Annotated in this window: 19 protein-coding genes; 18 read left to right on the forward strand and 1 reads right to left on the reverse strand. The window is 60.6% G+C overall.

What is annotated here, in order from left to right:
- Positions 1 to 4 precede the first annotated feature (4 nt).
- The 14 genes from AC4LE2_RS04920 to ispD all read left to right on the forward strand — a co-directional run bounded on the left by AC4LE2_RS04920 (position 5) and on the right by ispD (position 16017).
- Positions 5 to 508, forward strand: a complete 504-nt coding sequence (locus tag AC4LE2_RS04920; protein ID WP_491824508.1) for an OmpH/Skp family outer membrane protein — start codon at positions 5 to 7, stop codon at positions 506 to 508.
- On the forward strand, positions 505 to 1566 hold the full coding sequence (lpxD, locus tag AC4LE2_RS04925; RefSeq protein ID WP_491824510.1) for a UDP-3-O-(3-hydroxymyristoyl)glucosamine N-acyltransferase: 1062 nt from the start codon (positions 505 to 507) through the stop codon (positions 1564 to 1566). Before AC4LE2_RS04920 ends, lpxD begins: the two co-directional genes overlap by 4 nt.
- A 121-nt stretch (positions 1567 to 1687) precedes the next feature.
- Positions 1688 to 2128 (forward strand): 3-hydroxyacyl-ACP dehydratase FabZ, encoded by a 441-nt coding sequence (gene fabZ, locus AC4LE2_RS04930; RefSeq protein WP_491824512.1) that lies wholly within the window; start codon positions 1688 to 1690, stop codon positions 2126 to 2128.
- Positions 2125 to 2901 carry an acyl-ACP--UDP-N-acetylglucosamine O-acyltransferase gene (gene lpxA, locus AC4LE2_RS04935; RefSeq protein WP_491824514.1) on the forward strand — a complete coding sequence of 259 codons (777 nt, stop codon included), beginning with the start codon at positions 2125 to 2127 and terminating at the stop codon, positions 2899 to 2901. Before fabZ ends, lpxA begins: the two co-directional genes overlap by 4 nt.
- Positions 2901 to 4040 carry a lipid-A-disaccharide synthase gene (gene lpxB, locus AC4LE2_RS04940; protein WP_491824516.1) on the forward strand — a complete coding sequence of 380 codons (1140 nt, stop codon included), beginning with the start codon at positions 2901 to 2903 and terminating at the stop codon, positions 4038 to 4040. The genes lpxA and lpxB overlap by 1 nt, the downstream gene beginning before the upstream one ends.
- 13 nt (positions 4041 to 4053) lie before the next feature.
- Positions 4054 to 4689: a ribonuclease HII gene (rnhB, locus tag AC4LE2_RS04945; protein ID WP_491824518.1), complete on the forward strand. Its 636-nt coding sequence runs from the start codon at positions 4054 to 4056 to the stop codon at positions 4687 to 4689.
- A gap of 69 nt (positions 4690 to 4758) precedes the next feature.
- Complete coding sequence (gene dnaE / locus AC4LE2_RS04950) at positions 4759 to 8280, forward strand: DNA polymerase III subunit alpha (protein WP_491824520.1); 3522 nt, start codon at positions 4759 to 4761, stop codon at positions 8278 to 8280.
- 150 nt (positions 8281 to 8430) lie between these two features.
- Entirely contained in the window at positions 8431 to 9378 is a 948-nt protein-coding gene (locus AC4LE2_RS04955) for an acetyl-CoA carboxylase carboxyltransferase subunit alpha (RefSeq protein WP_491824522.1), read from the forward strand.
- A 58-nt stretch (positions 9379 to 9436) separates the two neighbouring features.
- Positions 9437 to 10744: a tRNA lysidine(34) synthetase TilS gene (gene tilS / locus AC4LE2_RS04960; protein WP_491824524.1), complete on the forward strand. Its 1308-nt coding sequence runs from the start codon at positions 9437 to 9439 to the stop codon at positions 10742 to 10744.
- 287 nt (positions 10745 to 11031) lie between these two features.
- A complete protein-coding gene (gene pyrG / locus AC4LE2_RS04965; RefSeq protein WP_491824526.1) occupies positions 11032 to 12660 on the forward strand; it encodes a CTP synthase in 1629 nt (542 codons plus the stop codon).
- 3 nt (positions 12661 to 12663) lie between these two features.
- Positions 12664 to 13509 (forward strand): 3-deoxy-8-phosphooctulonate synthase, encoded by an 846-nt coding sequence (kdsA, locus tag AC4LE2_RS04970; protein WP_491824528.1) that lies wholly within the window; start codon positions 12664 to 12666, stop codon positions 13507 to 13509.
- 120 nt (positions 13510 to 13629) lie between these two features.
- The gene (gene eno, locus AC4LE2_RS04975; RefSeq protein WP_491824530.1) at positions 13630 to 14919 is read left to right on the forward strand and encodes a phosphopyruvate hydratase; all 1290 of its coding nucleotides are present in this window, start codon (positions 13630 to 13632) and stop codon (positions 14917 to 14919) included.
- A gap of 133 nt (positions 14920 to 15052) precedes the next feature.
- On the forward strand, positions 15053 to 15331 hold the full coding sequence (ftsB, locus tag AC4LE2_RS04980; RefSeq protein ID WP_491828050.1) for a cell division protein FtsB: 279 nt from the start codon (positions 15053 to 15055) through the stop codon (positions 15329 to 15331).
- Positions 15328 to 16017 carry a 2-C-methyl-D-erythritol 4-phosphate cytidylyltransferase gene (gene ispD / locus AC4LE2_RS04985; protein ID WP_491824532.1) on the forward strand — a complete coding sequence of 230 codons (690 nt, stop codon included), beginning with the start codon at positions 15328 to 15330 and terminating at the stop codon, positions 16015 to 16017. The genes ftsB and ispD overlap by 4 nt, the downstream gene beginning before the upstream one ends.
- Here the strand turns inward: ispD and AC4LE2_RS04990 are convergent.
- Entirely contained in the window at positions 16014 to 16910 is an 897-nt protein-coding gene (locus AC4LE2_RS04990; protein WP_491824533.1) for a LysR family transcriptional regulator, read from the reverse strand. The genes ispD and AC4LE2_RS04990 overlap by 4 nt on opposite strands.
- A 103-nt stretch (positions 16911 to 17013) precedes the next feature.
- On the opposite strand from AC4LE2_RS04990, the gene AC4LE2_RS04995 reads away from it, so the two are divergent.
- The 4 genes from AC4LE2_RS04995 (at position 17014) to truD (ending at position 20576) form a co-directional block, all read left to right on the forward strand.
- Positions 17014 to 18126 carry an S-(hydroxymethyl)glutathione dehydrogenase/class III alcohol dehydrogenase gene (locus tag AC4LE2_RS04995; protein WP_491824535.1) on the forward strand — a complete coding sequence of 371 codons (1113 nt, stop codon included), beginning with the start codon at positions 17014 to 17016 and terminating at the stop codon, positions 18124 to 18126.
- A 12-nt stretch (positions 18127 to 18138) separates the two neighbouring features.
- The gene (gene fghA / locus AC4LE2_RS05000) at positions 18139 to 18990 is read left to right on the forward strand and encodes an S-formylglutathione hydrolase (RefSeq protein ID WP_491824536.1); all 852 of its coding nucleotides are present in this window, start codon (positions 18139 to 18141) and stop codon (positions 18988 to 18990) included.
- Positions 18991 to 19071: 81 nt separating this feature from the next.
- Positions 19072 to 19545 (forward strand): 2-C-methyl-D-erythritol 2,4-cyclodiphosphate synthase, encoded by a 474-nt coding sequence (gene ispF / locus AC4LE2_RS05005; protein WP_491824537.1) that lies wholly within the window; start codon positions 19072 to 19074, stop codon positions 19543 to 19545.
- Positions 19542 to 20576 carry a tRNA pseudouridine(13) synthase TruD gene (gene truD, locus AC4LE2_RS05010; protein WP_491824539.1) on the forward strand — a complete coding sequence of 345 codons (1035 nt, stop codon included), beginning with the start codon at positions 19542 to 19544 and terminating at the stop codon, positions 20574 to 20576. Before ispF ends, truD begins: the two co-directional genes overlap by 4 nt.
- The last annotated feature ends 10 nt before the right edge of the window (positions 20577 to 20586 follow it).

Genomic DNA, 20586 nt, shown 5'->3' on the forward strand with positions numbered 1-20586 from the left:
TATCGTGCGTAAGCTGACCCAACTGGTTGTACTGGCCGCTGCCATATTCGCTACCCCGGCCTTCGCCGACATGAAAATTGCGGTGCTCAATTACCAAATGGCACTGCTCGAATCAGATGCCGCCAAGAAATATGCCGTGGATGCCGAGAAGAAGTTCGGCCCACAGCTGAGCAAACTGAAGTCCCTCGAAAGCAGCGCCAAGGACATTCAGGACCGCTTGGTAAAAGGCGGTGACAAGATGCAGCAGCCTGAACGTGAGCGGTTGGAGCTGGATTTCAAGCAGAAGGCCCGTGATTTCCAGTTCCAGTCCAAGGAACTGAACGAAGCCAAAGCCTCTGCAGACCGCGACATGCTCAAGCAGCTCAAGCCCAAACTCGACGGTGCAGTGGAAGGTGTGATCAAGCAGGGCGGCTTTGATCTGGTGCTGGAGCGCGGCGCAGTAATCGATGTCAAGCCTCAGTACGACATCACCCGCCAAGTTATCGAGCGCATGAATCAGTCCAAGTGATGATGACGTCGAGCCTTACCCTCGGCGACATCGCCGACACTCTGGGCGCCGAGCTTATCGGCGCCCGAGCGCACAGAATTGACGGGCTGGCCACCTTGCAGGAGGCCGGCCCTTCTCAGTTGAGCTTCCTGGCCAACCCGCAATACCGCAAGCACCTGGCGACTACCCAGGCCGGCGCGGTGATGCTCAAGCGCGAGCATGCTGAAGGCTTTGACGGGAACGCCTTGATAGTGCCCGACCCTTACCTGGCCTACGCCCAAATATCTCACTCATTTGATCCCAAGCCCCGCGCGCCGGTCGGCATACACCCCAGTGCGTGCATTGCCCCAGATGCCACAGTGGCCCCGACTGCCAGTATTGGCCCGTTTGTGGTCATCGAGAGTAGCGCGGTCATCGACGCGGGCGTAACCCTCGGTGCTCACTGCTTCATCGGCGCGCGCAGCGTGATCGGCGAGGGTGGTTGGCTTGCGCCCAGGGTCACCCTCTACCACGACGTGCGTATCGGTAAGCGTGTGGTTATTCAATCGGGTGCGGTACTGGGCGGCGAAGGCTTCGGCTTTGCCAACGATAAAGGCGTCTGGCAAAAAATTGCCCAGATCGGTGGAGTGAGTATTGGCGACGACGTGGAAATCGGCGTCAACACTGCCATCGACCGAGGTGCGCTAGCTGACACCCTCATCGGCAACGGGGTCAAGCTCGACAACCAGATCCAGATCGCTCACAACGTCCAGATCGGCGACCACACCGCCATGGCGGCCTGTGTGGGTATCTCGGGCAGCGCCAAAATCGGCAAGCACTGCATGCTGGCGGGTGGTGTGGGGCTGGTCGGCCATATCGAGCTGTGCGACAACGTGTTCGTTACCGGCATGACGATGGTCACCCGTTCCATTACCGAACCGGGTGCTTACTCCTCTGGCACCGCCATGCAGCCTGCGGCCGAGTGGCGTAAAAGTGCGGCGCGCTTGCGCCAGCTGGATGATATGTACCGGCGGCTCGGCCAGGCAGAAAAGCAAATCGAAGCGGTGACCCGTGGTGACCACGGGGCATCAGATGGCTGATCCTTTTTCAATATCAGCAGTGTCCTGCCGCTAGACGGCGCTGCTGAGGCAAGGAGTGCCGCACCTGCGCGGCCCCGCACGCGTGCGCGCTCCCTCTCTTTTATACAGGCTTCCCCCCGATATGATGGACATCAACGAGATTCGCGAATACTTGCCTCACCGCTACCCTTTCCTGCTGGTTGACCGGGTAGTGGAACTGGATGTCGAGAGCCAGCGCATTCGCGCTTACAAGAATGTCAGTATCAACGAGCCTTTCTTCAATGGTCATTTTCCGGCCCACCCCATCATGCCGGGTGTGCTGATCATCGAGGCCATGGCCCAGGCCGCGGGCATCCTGGGCTTCAAGATGCTGGACGTCAAACCGTCGGACGGCACGCTGTATTATTTCGTAGGTTCCGACAAGCTGCGTTTCCGCCAGCCTGTGACCCCAGGCGATCAACTGATCCTCGAGGCGCGCTTCATCAGTTGCAAGCGCCAGATCTGGAAGTTCGACTGCCAGGCCTCCGTAGACGGTAAGCCTGTGTGCTCCGCTGAAATCATTTGTGCGGAACGCAAGCTATGAGTTTGATCGACCCTCGTGCAATCGTCGACCCTTCGGCCGTGCTGGCCGAGGGCGTTGAGGTAGGCCCGTGGTCGATCATCGGCGCAGGGGTTGAAATCGGCGAAGGGACCGTCATCGGCCCTCACGTGGTCATGCGCGGGCCCACCCGAGTGGGCAAGCACAACCGGATCTACCAGTTCTCGTCCATTGGCGAAGATACCCCGGATTTGAAGTACAAAGGCGAAGCCACCCGGCTCGTCATTGGTGACCATAACGTGATCCGGGAAGGCGTGACCATCCACCGCGGTACGGTGCAGGACCGGTTTGAAACCACATTGGGCGACCACAACCTCATCATGGCCTATGCTCATATCGGGCATGACAGCGTGATCGGCGACCATTGCATCCTGGTAAACAATACGGCGTTGGCCGGGCACGTTCATGTAGGGGACTGGGCTATTCTGTCCGGGTATACCTTGGTCCATCAGTACTGCCATATCGGGGTCCACAGCTTTTCCGGCATGGGGACCACCATCGGCAAGGATGTGCCTGCCTTCGTAACGGTCTTTGGTAACCCGGCCCAGGCCCGCAGCATGAATTTTGAAGGCATGCGGCGCAGAGGGTTCAGTGACGTGACCCTGCACGCGCTACGCAACGCCTACAAGGTGGTGTACCGCCAGGGCCTTACGATTGAGCAGGCACTGACTCAACTGGACGTGATGACCGAGGAGTGCCCGGAAGTGGCGCTGTTTGCCGCGTCCATCCGCGATTCATCCCGCGGCATTACCCGCTGATGACGGCAGGCTCTACCCCGTTGTGCGTGGCCCTGGTCGCCGGCGAAGCCAGCGGTGACATTCTGGGTGCCGGCCTCATGCGAGCGCTCAAGGCGCGTAGCCCTCAGGTGCGCTTCATTGGCGTAGGTGGCCCCTTGATGGAGGCCGAAGGGTTACGGTCCTCATTCCCAATGGAGCGCCTAGCGGTAATGGGGCTGGTAGAGGTCCTGGGGCGGCTGCGTGAGTTACTGGGCCGGCGCAAGGTTTTGATTCAGGATCTGCTACAGGCCAGGCCTGACGTGTTCATTGGCATCGACGCCCCTGATTTCACCTTAGCCATCGAAGCCCGTATGCATCAGGCAGGCATTAAGGCCGTCCATTATGTGAGCCCGTCAGTGTGGGCGTGGCGGCAAAAGCGGGTGCAAAAAATTCGCCAGGGCTGCGACCTGATGCTTACCTTGTTCCCCTTCGAGGCTCGCTTCTACGAGGCGCAAGGGGTGCCCGTGCGTTTTGTCGGGCATTCCCTGGCAGACCAGATACCCCTGCACGCCGATCGTGCAGCGGCCCGACAGGCCCTCGGGTTTGCTGACCAGGACCAAGTAATTGCCTTGATGCCCGGCAGCCGTGGTGGCGAAGTCAGGCGCCTGGGCACTCTGTTTTTCGAGACGGCGCAGCGGTTGCTGATGGCCCGCCCCGGCCTGCGGTTCGTACTGCCCTGTGCCAGCCCTGAGCGCCGTACCCAGCTAGAGACACTGCTGGAAGGCCGCGATCTACCTATTGCGCTGCTGGATGGGCGCTCGCATGAGGCACTGGCGGCCTGCAATGCCGTGCTTATCGCGTCGGGCACCGCTACGCTGGAAGCGCTGCTCTACAAACGACCGATGGTTGTGGCCTATCGCCTGGCGCCGTTGACCTGGTGGGTACTCAAACGTATGGTCACAAGCCCGTATGTGTCCTTGCCCAACTTGCTCGCCCAGCGTGCGCTCGTGCCAGAAATCCTGCAGGACGCCGCCACGCCAGAGGCACTGGCGCAAGCAATGTTGCCTTTGCTGGAAGCCCCCGAGGCGCAAACAGAGGGTTTCGATGCGATTCATCGCACCCTTCGGCAGGATGCCTCCAACCAGGCCGCCAGCGCGGTGCTGGGCCTGCTGTCACGCTGATTGGAACCTCGCTATGCAACCTGCACAATTACAGATGGGCCTGGACTACACCTTGGTGGAAGCACTGGTCGCGGGCGTCGATGAAGTAGGGCGTGGCCCCTTGTGTGGCGCGGTGGTTACAGCTGCGGTCATTCTCGATCCGGCGCGCCCGATTTTGGGCCTGAATGATTCGAAGAAACTCACCGAAGCGCGACGCGAGGCCCTCTATGAGGAGATCTGCGAAAAGGCCTTGAGCTGGAGTATCGCGCGGGCCGAGGTGGATGAAATCGATCGCCTGAACATCTTGCACGCCACGATGCTGGCCATGCAGCGCGCCGTTGACGGGTTGCATATCACACCGTGCAGGGCGCTCATCGACGGCAACCGCTGCCCGGTGCTGTCAGTGCCCAGTTCGCCGGTTATCCAGGGGGACGCCAAGGTGCCGGCGATCGCCGCAGCCTCGATCCTTGCAAAAGTCAGCCGTGACCGGGAAATGACCGCGTTCGAGCTGATCTACCCTGGGTACGGAATGGGCAGCCACAAAGGCTACCCCACTCCGGTGCACCTCGAAGCACTGGCGCGGCTTGGCCCTACGCCTATTCATCGGCGCTCCTTTGCCCCGGTACGCGCGGCGTACCAAGCACGTGATACCGATTACGCTGACGCCTGACGCTCATGCATTAGGCGCCTTGCCTCGGTACAATTCCCCGCTCTCGTCTTAATCGCCCACGGAACGCCCATGCCGGTTTCATTCGTTCACCTTCGCTTGCACACCGAATATTCCCTAGTTGACGGCCTGGTACGGATCAAGCCGTTGATCAAAAGCCTGGCCGGGATGAACATGCCGGCCGTGGCAGTTACCGACATGAATAACATGTGCGCGTTGGTGAAGTTCTACAAGGCGGCCATGGGGGCAGGGGTCAAGCCTATCTGTGGTGCCGACCTGTGGTTGGCAGGCTCTGCCCCCGACTCGCCCTTGAGCCGCATCACGCTGCTGGCCATGGATGCTGAAGGCTACCGCAACATCACCGAGTTGATTTCCCGGGGTTATACCGAGGGCCAGCGTAACGGCGTGATCGTGATCGAACGGTCGTGGATTGCCGAGGCCCGTGCAGGCGTCATTGCCTTGTCTGGGGCCAAGGAAGGGGAGATCGGGCAGGCGTTGCTGGGCAATGACCCGGCACAGGCAGAAGTGCTGTTGCGCGAGTGGCTGGCGCTATTCGAGGACCGCTTTTACATCGAAGTACAGCGCACCAACCGCGCCGGGGACGAAGACTACCTCCACGCTGCGGTGGCGTTGGCTGATCGCCTGGGCGCTCCCCTGGTGGCAACCAACGACGTGCGATTTATCAAGGCCGAAGACTTCGAGGCCCATGAAACCCGAGTGTGTATCGGGGAAGGCCGTGCCTTGGACGACCCGCGTCGCTCACGTAATTACAGCGACCAGCAGTACCTCAAAAGCCCCGAGGAAATGGCGGAGTTGTTCAGCGACCTGCCCGATGCCCTGCAAAACACCGTAGAGATTGCCAAGCGTTGCAGCATCGAGGTGAAGCTGGGCAAGCACTTCCTGCCGGATTATCCGATCCCGGACGGGATGACCATCGATGAGTACTTCCGCAAGGTGTCCTTCGATGGCCTCGAAGAGCGGCTGTCGGTCTTGATGCCTCGCGACACCACGCCAGACTACGAAGCCAAGCGCCAGGTGTACGTAGACCGGCTGAATTTCGAACTCAACATCATCATTCAGATGGGGTTCCCCGGGTACTTCCTGATCGTGATGGACTTCATTCAGTGGGCCAAGAGCAACGGGGTGCCAGTAGGGCCTGGCCGGGGGTCGGGCGCCGGCTCGCTGGTGGCCTACGTGCAGAAAATCACCGACTTGGACCCGCTCGAATATGACTTGCTGTTCGAGCGCTTCCTGAACCCTGAACGGGTGTCGATGCCCGACTTCGACGTGGACTTCTGCATGGATGGCCGCGACCGGGTCATCGAGTACGTGGCCGACAAATACGGCCGCAACGCGGTAAGCCAGATCATTACCTTCGGCTCCATGGCTGCAAAGGCCGTGGTTCGCGACGTGGCCCGTGTACAGGGTAAGTCCTATGGGTTGGCGGACCGCCTCTCCAAGATGATCCCTTTCGAAGTGGGCATGACCCTGGAAAAGGCCTTCGCGCAGGAGGAGATGCTTCGAGACTTCCTGGCCACTGACGAAGAGGCCGCAGAGATCTGGGCCATGGCCCTCAAGCTTGAAGGCATTACCCGTAACGTAGGCAAGCACGCAGGGGGCGTGGTGATCGCGCCTACCAAGCTTACTGATTTCTCGCCCATTTATTGCGATGAAGCCGGCGATGGCTTGGTCACCCAGTTTGACAAGGATGACGTAGAGGCAGCGGGCCTGGTGAAGTTCGACTTTCTCGGCCTGCGTACCCTGACCATCATCGACTGGGCGCTGAAGACCATCAACCGCGACCGTGCCAAGGTGAACGAGCCGCCGCTGGATATCGCCTTCATCCCGCTAGACGACAAACCTACGTATAGCCTGTTGCAAAAAGCCGAAACCACGGCAGTGTTCCAGCTTGAATCCCGGGGCATGAAAGAGCTTATCAAGAAGCTCAAGCCTGACTGCCTGGAAGACTTGATCGCACTGGTCGCACTGTTCCGCCCGGGCCCGCTGCAGTCGGGCATGGTGGACGACTTCATCAACCGCAAGCACGGCCGTGCCGAATTGGCCTACCCGCACCCCGATTACCAGTACGAAGGGCTCAAGCCGGTACTGGCGCCTACCTACGGCATCATCCTGTATCAGGAACAGGTGATGCAGATCGCTCAGGTGATGGCCGGCTATACGCTGGGTGGCGCTGACATGCTGCGTCGTGCCATGGGTAAGAAAAAACCCGAAGAGATGGCCAAGCAGCGTGGCGGCTTCATTGAAGGCTGCGCGCAAAACAACATCGACGCGGACCTGGCAGGCAACATCTTCGACTTGGTCGAAAAGTTTGCAGGCTACGGCTTCAACAAGTCTCACTCCGCGGCCTACGGCCTGGTGTCTTACCAAACCGCCTGGCTCAAGGCACATTACCCTGCGCCCTTCATGGCAGCGGTGCTGTCAGCCGACATGCACAACACCGACAAGGTCGTGACCTTGATCGAAGAAGTGCGCAGCATGAAGCTTCGGCTCGACGCCCCTGACGTGAACACTTCGGATTTCAAGTTCACGGTCAACGACGATGGTCGTATCGTCTATGGCCTGGGTGCGATCAAAGGCGTTGGCGAAGGGCCAGTAGAGGCGATTGTCGAGTCGCGCCTGGCGGGGCCCTTCAAGGACCTGTTTGATTTCTGCGCAAGGGTGGACCTCAAGCGCATCAATAAGCGAACCCTTGATGCCCTGGTGCGCAGCGGGGCGCTGGATCGCCTCGGGCCGCATTTCCATGATGAGCCCAAGGCGTACCAGGCCAACATTGACCGCAACCGTGCCGTGCTGTTGACCGCCATGGAAGAAGCGATCAAGTCGGCTGAGCAAACGGCGCGCACCCAGGATAGCGGCCACGTGGACTTATTCGGTGGGGTGTTTGCCGAGCCGGACGCCGATGTCTACGCCAACCATGGCAAAGCCCGGCCGCTGTCGCTCAAGGATCGTCTCAAAGGTGAGAAAGACACCTTGGGCCTGTACCTCACAGGCCACCCTATCGACGAATATGAAAAAGAGATTCGCCGGTTTGCCCGTCAACGCATCATTGACCTCAAGCCGGCCCGCGACACCCAGACCATTGCCGGCATGGTCGTGGCGCTGCGCGTGATGAAAAACAAGAAAGGCGACAAGATGGGCTTTATCACCCTCGATGACCGTTCCGGGCGCATCGAGGCTTCGCTGTTCGCCGATGCCTTCCACAGCGCCCAAGCCTTGTTGCAGACCGACACGGTGGTAGTGGTAGAAGGGGAGGTGAGCAACGACGACTTTTCCGGGGGCCTGCGCCTGCGCGTGAAGCGTGTGTTAAGCATGGAAGACGCCCGCACCCAGCTTGCCGAGAGCCTACGCATCAAAGTCAATGTTGATGCCTTGGGTGGTGACCGTATTACCTGGCTGGGCACGCTGCTGGGCAAGCACCGAGGCGCCTGCCCGATTACCCTCGACTACAGTTCCAACGAGGCCCGTGCCTTGCTGCAGTTGGGGGAGGGGTGGCGTATCGACCCGGCGGACAACCTGATCCAAGCCTTGCGTGACCAGTTTGGGCGCGAGAACGTCTTTCTGAATTATCGATAAGCAGGGTGCCCGATCCTGCCCTGGCCCGCGCCGGTGCCTATCCTGTACCCTGCGCTTTTTTTACCTCTCGACCTCAAGGCGCCACTTCCGTATGGTATGGCGCCAAACGGATCAACCGGCCGACTGGCCGTCGACCCTAGACGGAAGCCTATGAACCCGAATTTCCTGGATTTCGAACAGCCTATCGCTGACCTGCAAGCCAAGATCGAAGAGCTGCGCCTTGTGGGTAACGACAACTCACTCAACATCAGCGATGAGATCTCTCGCCTTCAGGAAAAGAGCAGCACGCTGACCGAGAGCATCTTCGGCAACCTGACCAGCTGGCAGATCGCTCGCCTGGCGCGTCACCCGCGTCGCCCCTATACCCTGGATTACATTCCGCAGATCTTCACCGAGTTCGAAGAGCTACACGGAGACCGTCACTTTTCCGATGACGCGGCCATCGTGGGCGGTGCCGCGCGCCTGGACGGCCAGCCAGTGATGGTGATCGGTCACCAGAAGGGCCGCGAAGTCCGCGAAAAAGTGCGCCGTAACTTCGGGATGCCCCGGCCAGAAGGCTACCGCAAGGCGTGCCGCCTGATGGAAATGGCCGAGCGTTTCAAAATGCCCATTCTCACCTTCATCGATACCCCCGGTGCCTACCCTGGTATCGATGCCGAAGAGCGCAATCAGAGCGAGGCAATCGCCTGGAACCTGCGCGTAATGGCGCGCTTGAAAACCCCGATCATCGCCACGGTGATCGGCGAGGGTGGATCGGGTGGTGCGCTGGCTATCGGTGTATGCGATCAACTGAACATGCTTCAGTACTCCACCTATTCGGTGATCTCGCCTGAGGGCTGCGCTTCCATCCTCTGGAAAACCGCCGACAAGGCGCCGGACGCGGCCGAAGCCATGGGTATCACTGCCGAGCGCCTCAAGGGCCTTGGGATTGTTGACAAGGTTATCGACGAGCCACTGGGCGGCGCCCACCGCGATGTCGCGTTGGCCTCAGGTACCTTGCGGGCGACGTTGATCGAGCAGTTGGACATGCTCAAAGGCTTCGATACCCCTGCGTTGCTCGACCGTCGCTACGAGCGGCTGATGAGCTACGGCCTGTAAATCTGCATGAAGGTGCCAGCCTTGGCTGGCACCTCAGGCAACAGGGGAGGGCTAGCCGGTGACGCTGACCAGCCAGCTGTTACACCAGCTAAGCCCGTGGCGCTCCTCGCCGGGCTGGGTCATTGCGTTGTCAGGTGGCCTGGACTCCTCTGTATTGCTGCATGCCTTGGCAACACTCGCACGCCAGCACTCCATGCCGCCACTTCGCGCCATTCACGTGAACCATGGCTTGCAAAGCCTTGCAGCGGCATGGCCCGAACACTGCGAGCGCCTCTGTGAGGCCTTGAGCGTACCCTTGACCGTCGTGCATGTTCAGGTCAGCCATACCGCGAGCCTGGAACAAGCCGCTCGCAATGCCCGCTATGAAGCTTTTGCCGCTGAGTTGCAGCAGGGCGAGGTGCTGTTTACCGGTCAACACCTGGATGATCAGGCTGAAACCCTGCTGCTGCGCCTTATGCGGGGGGCCGGCGTGCGAGGGGCTGCCGCCATGGCTGAGCAACGTGCGCTGGGCCAGGGTGTGGTGTGCAGGCCCTTGTTGGAGGTAGCACGCAGCGCGTTGTTCGAGTATGCACGCCGTGTGGATCTGGAATGGGTCGAAGACCCGTCAAATGCCGACACACGGCATGCCCGCAACTACCTTCGTCATCAGGTGATGCCTCAGCTACACGCGCGCTGGCCTGCTGCATCAGCCAATCTGGCACGCAGTGCAGGGCATTTCGCCGAAGCCCTGGCCTTGCTCGACGAGGTTGCCGACCAAGACCTCGCCCCGGCGCGCGTAGGTGCGCCATTCCCTTGGTTAACCTTGCCGTCGCTGGCCCTGACACCGCTGCGAGCATTGAGTGAGGCCCGGCAGCGTAATGCGTTGCAGGCCTGGCTTGCTCCGTTAGGTCGCCTACCGGACACCCATCACTGGGCCGGATGGGTTTGCCTGCGCGATGCTGCCTTGAAGGCAGCCCCTGAGTGGGTATTGGCCGACGGCGTAGTGCGCCGCAGTGGTGACCGCCTGTGGTGGCTGGCGGGTGCGTGGCTAATCGAGCCACCTGCATTAGGTGAGCGCACCGTACTGGCGGGCGACAGGGTATGCCTGCCTGGCAATGGAGAGGTCCATTGGCAAGGGGTAACACCGGGGGTGGGCGCACAGGTGCGCTATCGCCAGGGCGGCGAGTGCATGACGCTACCCGGCCGCGGACGCCGGGATTTGAAGCGGCTGCTCAACGAAGCTGGCGTACCCGGTTTTGTACGTTCACGCCTGCCCCTGCTGTGGGTAAACGGGCAATTAGTGGCAGTGGCGAACGTCCCGGCGCTCTCTGTTATCCCTGGCGAACTGCGCTGGCGACCACCGACGAACGACCGGTGTTTGAGATGAAAGCGGGTTTCCGGTAGACTACCCTCCCTTCTTGATACAGCTTCTGCGTGTTCCCAGAACCGCATAAGTTGCCGATGACCCAGCAATCTTGTCGAGTGACTGAAAACCTGTAGCGGCTCCCGCCGGCGCTCTTCGCTGGCACAGCGAGCGCAGCCTGTGTTGAACTTCACTCGGCTCGGCCGCTGGTCTCGGGGCCTACGCTGCCGGAACGCCGTTCCGCGCGCCGGGCCTTCCTTCGCTTTCCCCGGCGGCTCCGACCGCTTTAACGCAGACTTCTAGGGTTTTTCATGACGCGTTACATCTTCGTCACGGGCGGTGTTGTTTCTTCATTGGGGAAAGGCATCGCATCGGCTTCACTGGCGGCCATCCTGGAGGCGCGGGGGCTGAAGGTCACCATGCTCAAGCTGGACCCGTACATCAACGTGGACCCAGGGACCATGAGCCCCTTCCAGCACGGTGAAGTGTTCGTTACCCACGATGGCGCCGAGACTGACCTGGACTTGGGCCACTACGAGCGCTTCATTCGCACCACCATGACCCAGAACAACAACTTCACCACCGGCCGTGTGTACGAGCATGTACTGCGCAAAGAGCGTCGGGGTGATTATTTGGGCGCAACCATCCAGGTGATTCCGCATATCACCGACGAGATCAAGCGCCGCATCATCAAGGGTGCTGGCGACGCCGATGTGGCCCTGGTAGAAATCGGCGGTACCGTCGGTGACATCGAGTCACAGCCTTTCTTGGAAGCGATCCGCCAGTTGCGAGTCGAAGTGGGCGCGCGCCGCGCCATGCTCATGCACTTGACCCTGGTGCCTTACATTGCCACGGCCGGCGAAACCAAGACCAAGCCTACCCAGCATTCGGTGAAAGAGCTGCGCTCCATTGGTTTGCAGCCCGATGTCCTGATCTGCCGTTCCGACCACCCCGTGGACGTATCGTCGCGCCGCAAGATCGCGCTGTTCACCAACGTTGAAGAACGTGCGGTCATCTCCCTGGAAGACGTAGACACCATCTACAAGATTCCTGGCGTGCTGCATGCTCAGGGGCTGGACGATTTCGTTATAGAGCGCTTTGGCCTGCAGTGCGCAGGTGCCGACCTTGCCGAATGGGACAAGGTCATCGATGCCAAGCTAAACCCCGAGCATGAAGTCACCATCGCCATGGTCGGCAAGTACATGGAGCTGCTCGATGCGTACAAGTCACTGATCGAGGCCATGAGCCACGCGGGCATCCAGAACCGTACCCGGGTCAACCTGCGCTACATCGACTCCGAAGACATCGAGAACCAGGGCACCGGCCTGCTCGAAGGCGTGGACGCGATCCTGGTACCTGGCGGCTTCGGTTTGCGCGGCGTTGAAGGCAAGATTCGGGCGGTCCAGTTCGCCCGCGAAAACAAAGTGCCTTATCTGGGCATCTGTTTGGGTATGCAGGTCGCGGTGATCGAGTTCGCTCGCAACGTACTGGGCTGGGCTGATGCCAACTCCACCGAGTTCGAGCGTAACAGCGCTCACCCGGTCGTGGGCCTGATTACCGAATGGGCCGATGCCACCGGCGCGGTCGAAACCCGCACGGAAACGTCCGACCTGGGCGGGACCATGCGGCTAGGTGCGCAGGACTGCCTACTGGAGCCTGGCTCCAAGGTGCATGACTGCTATGCCAAAGATGTGATTATCGAGCGGCATCGTCACCGCTATGAAGTGAACAACAACCTGTTGCCTCAGTTGCTTGAGGCGGGCCTGGTGGTGTCGGGTCGCTCTGGTGATGGGGCGCTGGTGGAAGTCGTCGAGGGCAAGGACCACCCGTGGTTCGTGGCGTGCCAGTTCCACCCTGAATTCACCTCCACCCCGCGCGATGGCCACCCGCTGTTCAGCGGCTTCGTCAAAGCGGCACTGGCACATCGGAACAAGGGCTGAACCATGGCACAGAAAGTGATTCGCGTCGGTAGTATCGAACTGGCCAACGACAAACCTATGGCACTGTTTGGTGGCATGAACGTGCTGGAGTCGCGAGACCTCGCCATGCGGGTGTGCGAAGCGTACGTAAAGGTGACCGAGAAGCTCGGCATTCCTTATGTGTTCAAGGCCAGTTTCGACAAGGCCAACCGCTCCTCGGTCAACTCCTACCGTGGGCCTGGGTTGGAAGAGGGCCTGAAGATCTTCCAGGAGATCAAGCAGACCTTCAATGTGCCGGTGATTACCGATGTGCATGAGCCCTACCAGGCAGCGCCGGTCGCCGAGGTGTGCGACATCATCCAGCTACCGGCTTTCTTGTCTCGGCAAACCGACCTGGTGGTGGCCATGGCCCGCACCAACGCGGTCATCAATATCAAGAAGGCGCAGTTCCTGGCGCCCCATGAGATGAAGCACATCCTGACCAAGTGCGAGGAAGCCGGGAACGATCAACTGGTGCTGTGCGAGCGCGGCTCCAGTTTTGGCTACAACAACCTGGTGGTAGACATGCTCGGCTTCGGCCTTATGAAGCAGTTCAAGTACCCGGTCTTCTTCGACGTCACCCATTCGCTGCAAACCCCTGGTGGCCGAGCGGATTCAGCCGGTGGTCGTCGTGCGCAGGTCACCGACCTGGCCAAGGCAGGCATCAGCCAAGGCCTGGCCGGGCTGTTCCTCGAGGCCCACCCAGACCCTGACAATGCCCGCTGCGATGGCCCGTGCGCTCTGCGCCTGGACAAGCTCGAACCCTTTTTGAGCCAACTCAAGGCCTTGGATGAACTGGTCAAGGCTTTTCCGATCATAGAGACCGCCTGACCAGGGTTTCGCCGGTCGGCATCGGTATCGTGCAGGTGCCCCGCGCAGTGATGCTGGCCTCGCGGGGCTAGGTGCAACCCTTGGTTGCGTCGTTTCGTCCAATCTGGAGTGTGTATAACAATGGCAAACATCGTCGACATCAAAGGTCGTGAAGTTCTGGATTCCCGTGGCAACCCGACCGTGGAAGCCGACGTGCTTCTGGACAACGGCATCATGGGCCGCGCCTGTGCGCCGTCCGGTGCGTCCACTGGCTCGCGCGAAGCGCTGGAGCTGCGCGATGGCGACAAGAGCCGTTACCTGGGTAAAGGCGTGCTCAAGGCGGTAGCCAACATCAACGGCCCTATCCGTGACGCACTGCTAGGCAAAGACCCGGCTGACCAGAAAGCGCTCGATCACACGATGATCGACCTGGACGGTACCGAAAACAAAGCCAACCTGGGCGCGAACGCAATCCTTGCGGTGTCGCTGGCTGCGGCCAAGGCGGCTGCCGAGGACCAGGACCTGCCCCTGTACGCCCACATTGCCAACCTCAATGGCACCCCGGGCCAGTACTCCATGCCCGTGCCGATGATGAACATCATCAATGGCGGCGAGCATGCCGACAACAACGTGGACATCCAGGAATTCATGGTGCAGCCGGTCGGGGCTAAAAGTTTCGCCGATGGCCTACGCATGGGCGCTGAAATCTTCCACAGCCTCAAGGCGGTCTTGAAGGCACGTGGCTTGAGCACCTCGGTGGGCGACGAAGGCGGCTTCGCGCCGAACCTGACGTCCAACGAAGACGCCCTCAAGGCCATTGCCGAAGCCGTTGAAAAAGCAGGCTATAAACTGGGCACCGACGTGACGCTGGCACTGGACTGCGCTGCCAGCGAATTCTATGAAGACGGCAAATACAACCTGTCGGGCGAAGGCCACAGCTTCGATGCCGAAGGGTTCGCCGAGTACCTCAAAGGGTTGACGCAGCGCTACCCCATCATCTCCATCGAAGACGGCCTGGATGAGTCGGATTGGGCTGGCTGGAAGATCCTCACCGACAAGATCGGTGAAAAGGTGCAATTGGTCGGCGACGATTTGTTCGTGACCAACACCAAGATCCTCAAGGAAGGTATCGACAAGCACATCGGTAACTCTATCCTGATCAAGTTCAACCAGATCGGCAGCTTGACCGAAACCCTGGAAGCCATCCAGATGGCCAAGGCCGCCGGTTATACCGCTGTCATCTCTCACCGCTCGGGTGAAACCGAAGACTCCACCATTGCCGATCTGGCAGTGGGTACTGCGGCTGGCCAGATCAAGACCGGCTCGCTGTGCCGTTCCGACCGGGTGTCCAAGTACAACCAATTGCTGCGTATCGAAGAGCAGTTGGGCGAGAAGGCACCTTACCGTGGTCGGGCCGAGTTTCGCGGCTGAGCAGGAAGTGGTAAAAAGGCGGCTGGAAACGGTCGCTTGATCGCTCCTCGGTAATGCTTGAATGCACCAAGCCTGGCAGACGCTGGGCTTTGTGCTATCTGGCAAGCAGTTAGCCATTTTTTCGGATGTCTCGATGCGCAGTCCCTATTGGTTGTTCCTGGTTCTTATCCTGTTGCTCGCGGGGCTGCAGCACCGGCTATGGGTAGGCACGGGTAGCTTTGCCCAAGCGGCAGAGCTCAAACAACAGATCGCCGACCAGAAGGCTGAAAACCAGGGGCTGCAAGAGCGCAACCGCGTACTGGATGCTGAAGTGCTTGAGTTGAAAAAGGGTATGGAAACCGTCGAGGAGCGTGCCCGGCATGAATTGGGCATGGTCAAGGATGGCGAAACCCTGTACCAGATCACCCAATGAACCCGGCACCTGTCACCTTCTGGGTCGTTATTCCGGCGGCTGGCGTAGGCACCCGGATGGGCGCCGATCGCCCTAAGCAGTACCTCGTTCATGCGGGCAAGACCTTACTCGAACACACCCTTGACTGTTTTTTGGGCCACCCTGGCCTGCGTGGCCTTGTGGTCAGCCTGGCAGGGCACGACCCTTGGTGGCCTACGCTTGCGTGCGCTGGCTTACCTCAGGTGCATGAGGCCACCGGTGGCGGCGAGCGCTCTGACTCCGTTTTCAACGCATTGCTGGGCCTGACCGAGCTGGGGGCAGGCAGCCGGGATTGGGTACTGGTGCACGATGCCGCGCGCCCTAATCTCGCTGCTGCAGACCTGGACCGGCTGTTGGTTGAACTGGCCCATGATGAGGTAGGGGGCTTGCTGGCCGTGCCTGCCAAGGACACCCTCAAGCGCGTAGGCGCAGATGGCCGAGTCAGCGAAACCCTTGACCGCAGTGTGGTGTGGCAAGCGTTCACGCCTCAGATGTTCCGCCTTGGGCCGCTACAGCGCGCGTTGGCCGATGCCCGCGTCGCGGGCGTAAACATTACCGATGAGGCATCGGCTATGGAGTGGGCGGGCCACGCCCCTCGGTTGATCGAAGGGCGAAGCGACAACATCAAGATTACCCGGCCGGAAGACCTGGCCTGGCTCCGGCGCTAGCCAGCGTACTCGTGTCGCCCCGCCAGCCCCTGGCGCAAGTGCTCTATGATCCCTCTCACCTTGGGTGAAAGGTGCCGCTGTTGCGGGTATACCGCCCACACTGCCGTATTGGGTGGCTGGTGCGCATCGAGCAACGACACCAGCGCCCCGCCGCGCAGGTGCTCGAGCACGTAATAATCCGGTAGCTGGCACAGGCCCATGCCCTTGAGTGCGGCGTCCAGCACCGCCTGGCCACTGTTGCACCGCCAATTGCCTTGCACGCGCAGGCTCAGCTCGCGGCCATCGACTTGCATGGACCAGTGGTCGCTGCTGCCGACCAGGCAGTTATGCCGCGCCAATTCCGACACACTGTGAGGCCTGCCGTACCGCTCAAGGTAGCGGGGCGCTGCGCACAGGTACATCCGCCGTGGCGCCAAGCGGCTGGCGACCAGGCGAGACGCGTGTAGGCGGCCCAGGCGTACGGCCAGGTCCAGCCCCTCGTTGACCAAGTCAAGCGGGCGGTTGGTCAGCTCGATGTCGACTTGAAGCTCGGGATAGCGCGCCAGGTAGTCTGTGACCAAAGGCACAATGAACCGCTCCCCGTACGCCACCGCACAGGTCATGCGCAACAAGCCCTTTGGGGCACTGGCCAGGTCGTGCACCGCACGCATGGCTTCTTCGCGGCCATCATGCAGCCGCCGGCAGTGTTGAAGGAAGGTGTGGCCAGCCTCGGTCAGGCTGACCCGCCGGGTACTGCGGTAAAACAGCCGCGCCTGAAGCCGCTCTTCCAGATTCGCCACTTGCCGGCTCACATGCGAAGACGAAGTGCCCAATTGGATGGCCGCCGCGCTGAAGTGGCCCAGCTCTGCTACCGCCACAAACTCGTCTATGCCTTCCCAGCGAAGAAGCGACATGATTATCCCTCTATAGCAATAATGTTTCCCTTATCACTCGATTATCCATTTAGAGGGCATGAATTACACTGGTGTTTTCTCTGGCTCTCAAAAGGAACCTCCAATGATCAAGTCACGTGCTGCCGTTGCATTCGAGGCGAATAAGCCGCTGGAAATCGTCGAAGTAGACGTTGCCATGCCCAAGGCTGGCGAAGTGCTGCTCAAGATCGTCGCTACCGGTGTGTGCCATACCGACGCCTATACCCTGTCCGGTGCAGACCCCGAGGGTATTTTCCCGACGATTCTGGGCCATGAAGGCGGCGCTATCGTTGAGGCAGTAGGTGAGGGCGTGACCTCGGTCGCCGTGGGCGATCATGTGATTCCGCTGTACACCCCCGAATGCCGGCAATGTAAGTTCTGCCTGTCGGGCAAGACCAACCTCTGTCAGGCGATTCGCGCTACCCAGGGCAAAGGCCTGATGCCCGACGGCACTACCCGTTTCGCCTACCAGGGCAAGCCGTTGTTCCACTACATGGGCACGTCGACCTTCTCCGAATACACCGTGCTGCCTGAAATCTCCGTGGCGCGTATCCCCAAGGAAGCGCCTTTGGAGAAGGTCTGCCTGCTTGGCTGCGGCGTTACTACCGGCATTGGCGCGGTGCTCAATACCGCAAAGGTAAAACCCGGTGACACCGTAGCGATCTTCGGGCTGGGCGGGATCGGCCTGTCGGCCATTCTGGGGGCCGTCAAAGCCAAGGCCAGCCGCATCATCGCCATTGATATCAACCCCGGCAAATTCGAAATCGCCAAGCAGCTGGGTGCAACCGAGTGCGTCAACCCTAAAGACTTCGACAAGCCAATCCAGGAGGTCATTGTGGACATGACCGACGGTGGAGTGGATTTCTCGTTCGAATGTATTGGCAACGTGCAGTTGATGCGTGCCGCCCTGGAGTGCTGCCACAAAGGTTGGGGCGAGTCGGTCATCATCGGGGTGGCAGGTGCCGGTCAGGAAATCGCAACCCGGCCGTTCCAATTGGTCACCGGCCGCGTCTGGCGCGGTAGCGCCTTTGGTGGCGTACGTGGCCGTACCGAGTTGCCGAGCTATGTAGAGATGGCCGAGAAGGGCGAGATCCCCCTGGACACCTTCATCACCCACACCATGCCCCTTGAGGACATCAACAAGGCTTTCGACCTGATGCATGAAGGCAAGAGCATTCGTAGCGTGGTGCATTTCTAAAGGAGCCTGAGCATGAGTCTGGAAAACCTGTCGTGCCAGAAAAGCTTCGGCGGCTGGCATAAGCGTTACAAGCACCGCTCTTCCACCTTGGGCTGTGACATGACGTTTGCCGTGTACTTGCCACCGCAAGCGGAGTCGGGGCAGAAACTGCCCGTGCTGTATTGGTTGTCGGGCCTGACGTGCAACGACGAAAATTTCATGCAAAAAGCCGGGGCGCACCGAATTGCGGCCCAGTTGGGAATGATCCTGGTTGCACCTGACACCAGCCCACGCGGGCCAGACGTAGCAGATGACCCGGACGGCGCCTGGGACTTCGGACTAGGCGCGGGGTTTTACCTCAATGCTACGCAGGCCCCGTACCTGAAGCATTATCAGATGCATGACTACGTTGTGAGCGAGCTACCAGCGCTGGTCGAGGCTAACTTTCCGGCCAGTGATGAGCGTGCCATTGCCGGTCATTCCATGGGCGGGCATGGCGCGCTGGTCTGCGCCTTGCGTAATCCCGGCCGGTACCGCTCGATTTCAGCATTCGCACCGATCAGCAACCCCGTGGACTGCCCTTGGGGTGAGAAGGCGTTTCGTCTTTACTTGGGCGATGACCGCAGCCGCTGGCGTGAATGGGACAGCAGCCTGCTAATGGCTACCGCCAGCGAGCGCCTGCCCTTGCTGGTAGACCAAGGCGATCGAGACGACTTCCTGAGCACGCAACTCAAGCCCGAGGTGCTGCAAAAGGCTGCGAACGATGCAGGTTACCCGCTGACCTTGCGATTGCAGCCCGGCTACGACCATAGCTATTACTTCATCGCAAGCTTTATCGAGGATCACCTGCGCCATCACGCATCCGCCCTCGGGCTTATCCCTTAGCGGCATGCCAGAGCCACGGCGGTGCCCAAGCAGGCCTTGGCAAGGTAGAATCGCGCCCTGACTCAAACAGGGCGTTTTTCTATGCGTATCGGCCACGGCTACGATGTTCACCGCTTTGGTGAAGGCGACTTCATTACCCTCGGAGGGGTGCGCATCGCCCATCGCTCTGGGCTGGTGGCGCACTCTGACGGTGATGTACTGTTGCATGCATTGAGCGATGCGTTACTGGGCGCTGCAGCGCTGGGTGACATTGGCAAGCATTTCCCTGATACCGACCCTCGCTTCAAAGGGGCAGATAGCCGAGCGCTGCTGCGTCATGTCGTTGCACTGGTACGCGACAAAGGCTGGGCCGTGAGCAACGTAGACGCCACCATTGTCGCGCAGGCACCCAAAATGGCGCCCCACATCGAGGCCATGCGAGCATTGATTGCCGAGGACCTACAAGCGGCGGTCGACCAGGTCAACGTCAAGGCGACTACCACTGAAAAACTAGGCTTCGCCGGGCGTGAGGAAGGGATTGCCGTGCATGCGGTTGCCCTGTTGCTTCCCGCATGAGCGATGACCACCTCCTAGGCCCGCGCGCGTCGGGCGCCTCGCTCGGTACCGCAGTACTCAAGGCCACTGCCGAAGATTTTCAAGTCAACGAAGTGCTGGATATTCCCTTGTCGGGGGAGGGCGAGCATGTGTGGCTGTGGGTCGAAAAGCGTGAGCTTAATACCGAGGAGGCTGCTCGGCGCCTGGCACGCGCGGCTGGAGTTCCGCTTAAAGCCATCAGTTATGCGGGCTTGAAAGATCGTATGGCGCTCACGCGGCAGTGGTTCAGCCTTCATTTACCGGGCAAAGCCGATCCGGACCTTACCAGCGCCCAAGATGCCAGCCTGCGTGTGCTGCAGGCCACCCGCCACGCGCGCAAGCTTCAGCGCGGCGCCCACTCGGCCAACGGCTTTTCATTGCGCCTGACCTCCTTGAGCGCTGACCCACAGGCGATTGAGCAGCGGTTAACCTGGCTCAAGGCTCATGGCGTGCCCAACTATTTCGGCCCTCAGCGCTTTGGTCACGAGGGTGCAAACCTGGTTCAGGCACGGCACTACGCCGCCAACGAGCGCCTACCGGAGCAGCGCAACCTGCGCTCACGCCTGCTTTCTACCGCGCGCAGCCATGTGTTCAATCAGGTGCTGGCTCAGCGGGTAGCGCAGGGCACTTGGAACCAGGCACAGCCGGGTGATGTGTTGGCCTTCACCGACAGCCGCAGTTTTTTTGTCGCCGGCGAGGCAGAGTGTGCTGACCCGCGCTTAGCAGTGCTAGACCTCCACCCCACTGGCCCTTTGCCAGGGCGAGGCATTTCGCCCGCCACCGGGGCGACCGCTGCGCTCGAACACGAGGTGACGGCCCACGAGGCGCAGCTCTGCGCATGGCTGAACGAGGCGGGGCTGGACCACGAACGGCGTATTCTGCGGCTGCCCATACGAGAGCTGTCGTGGCATTATCCCCAGCCTGACATTCTGCAACTGGATTTCATCCTGCCCACCGGGTGCTTCGCGACCGTCGTGGTCCGCGAACTCTTCGACCTGGTGCAAGCGGGGTAGACGGAAAGCC

The sequence above is a fragment of the Pseudomonas sp. 9.3L genome (assembly GCF_058536285.1).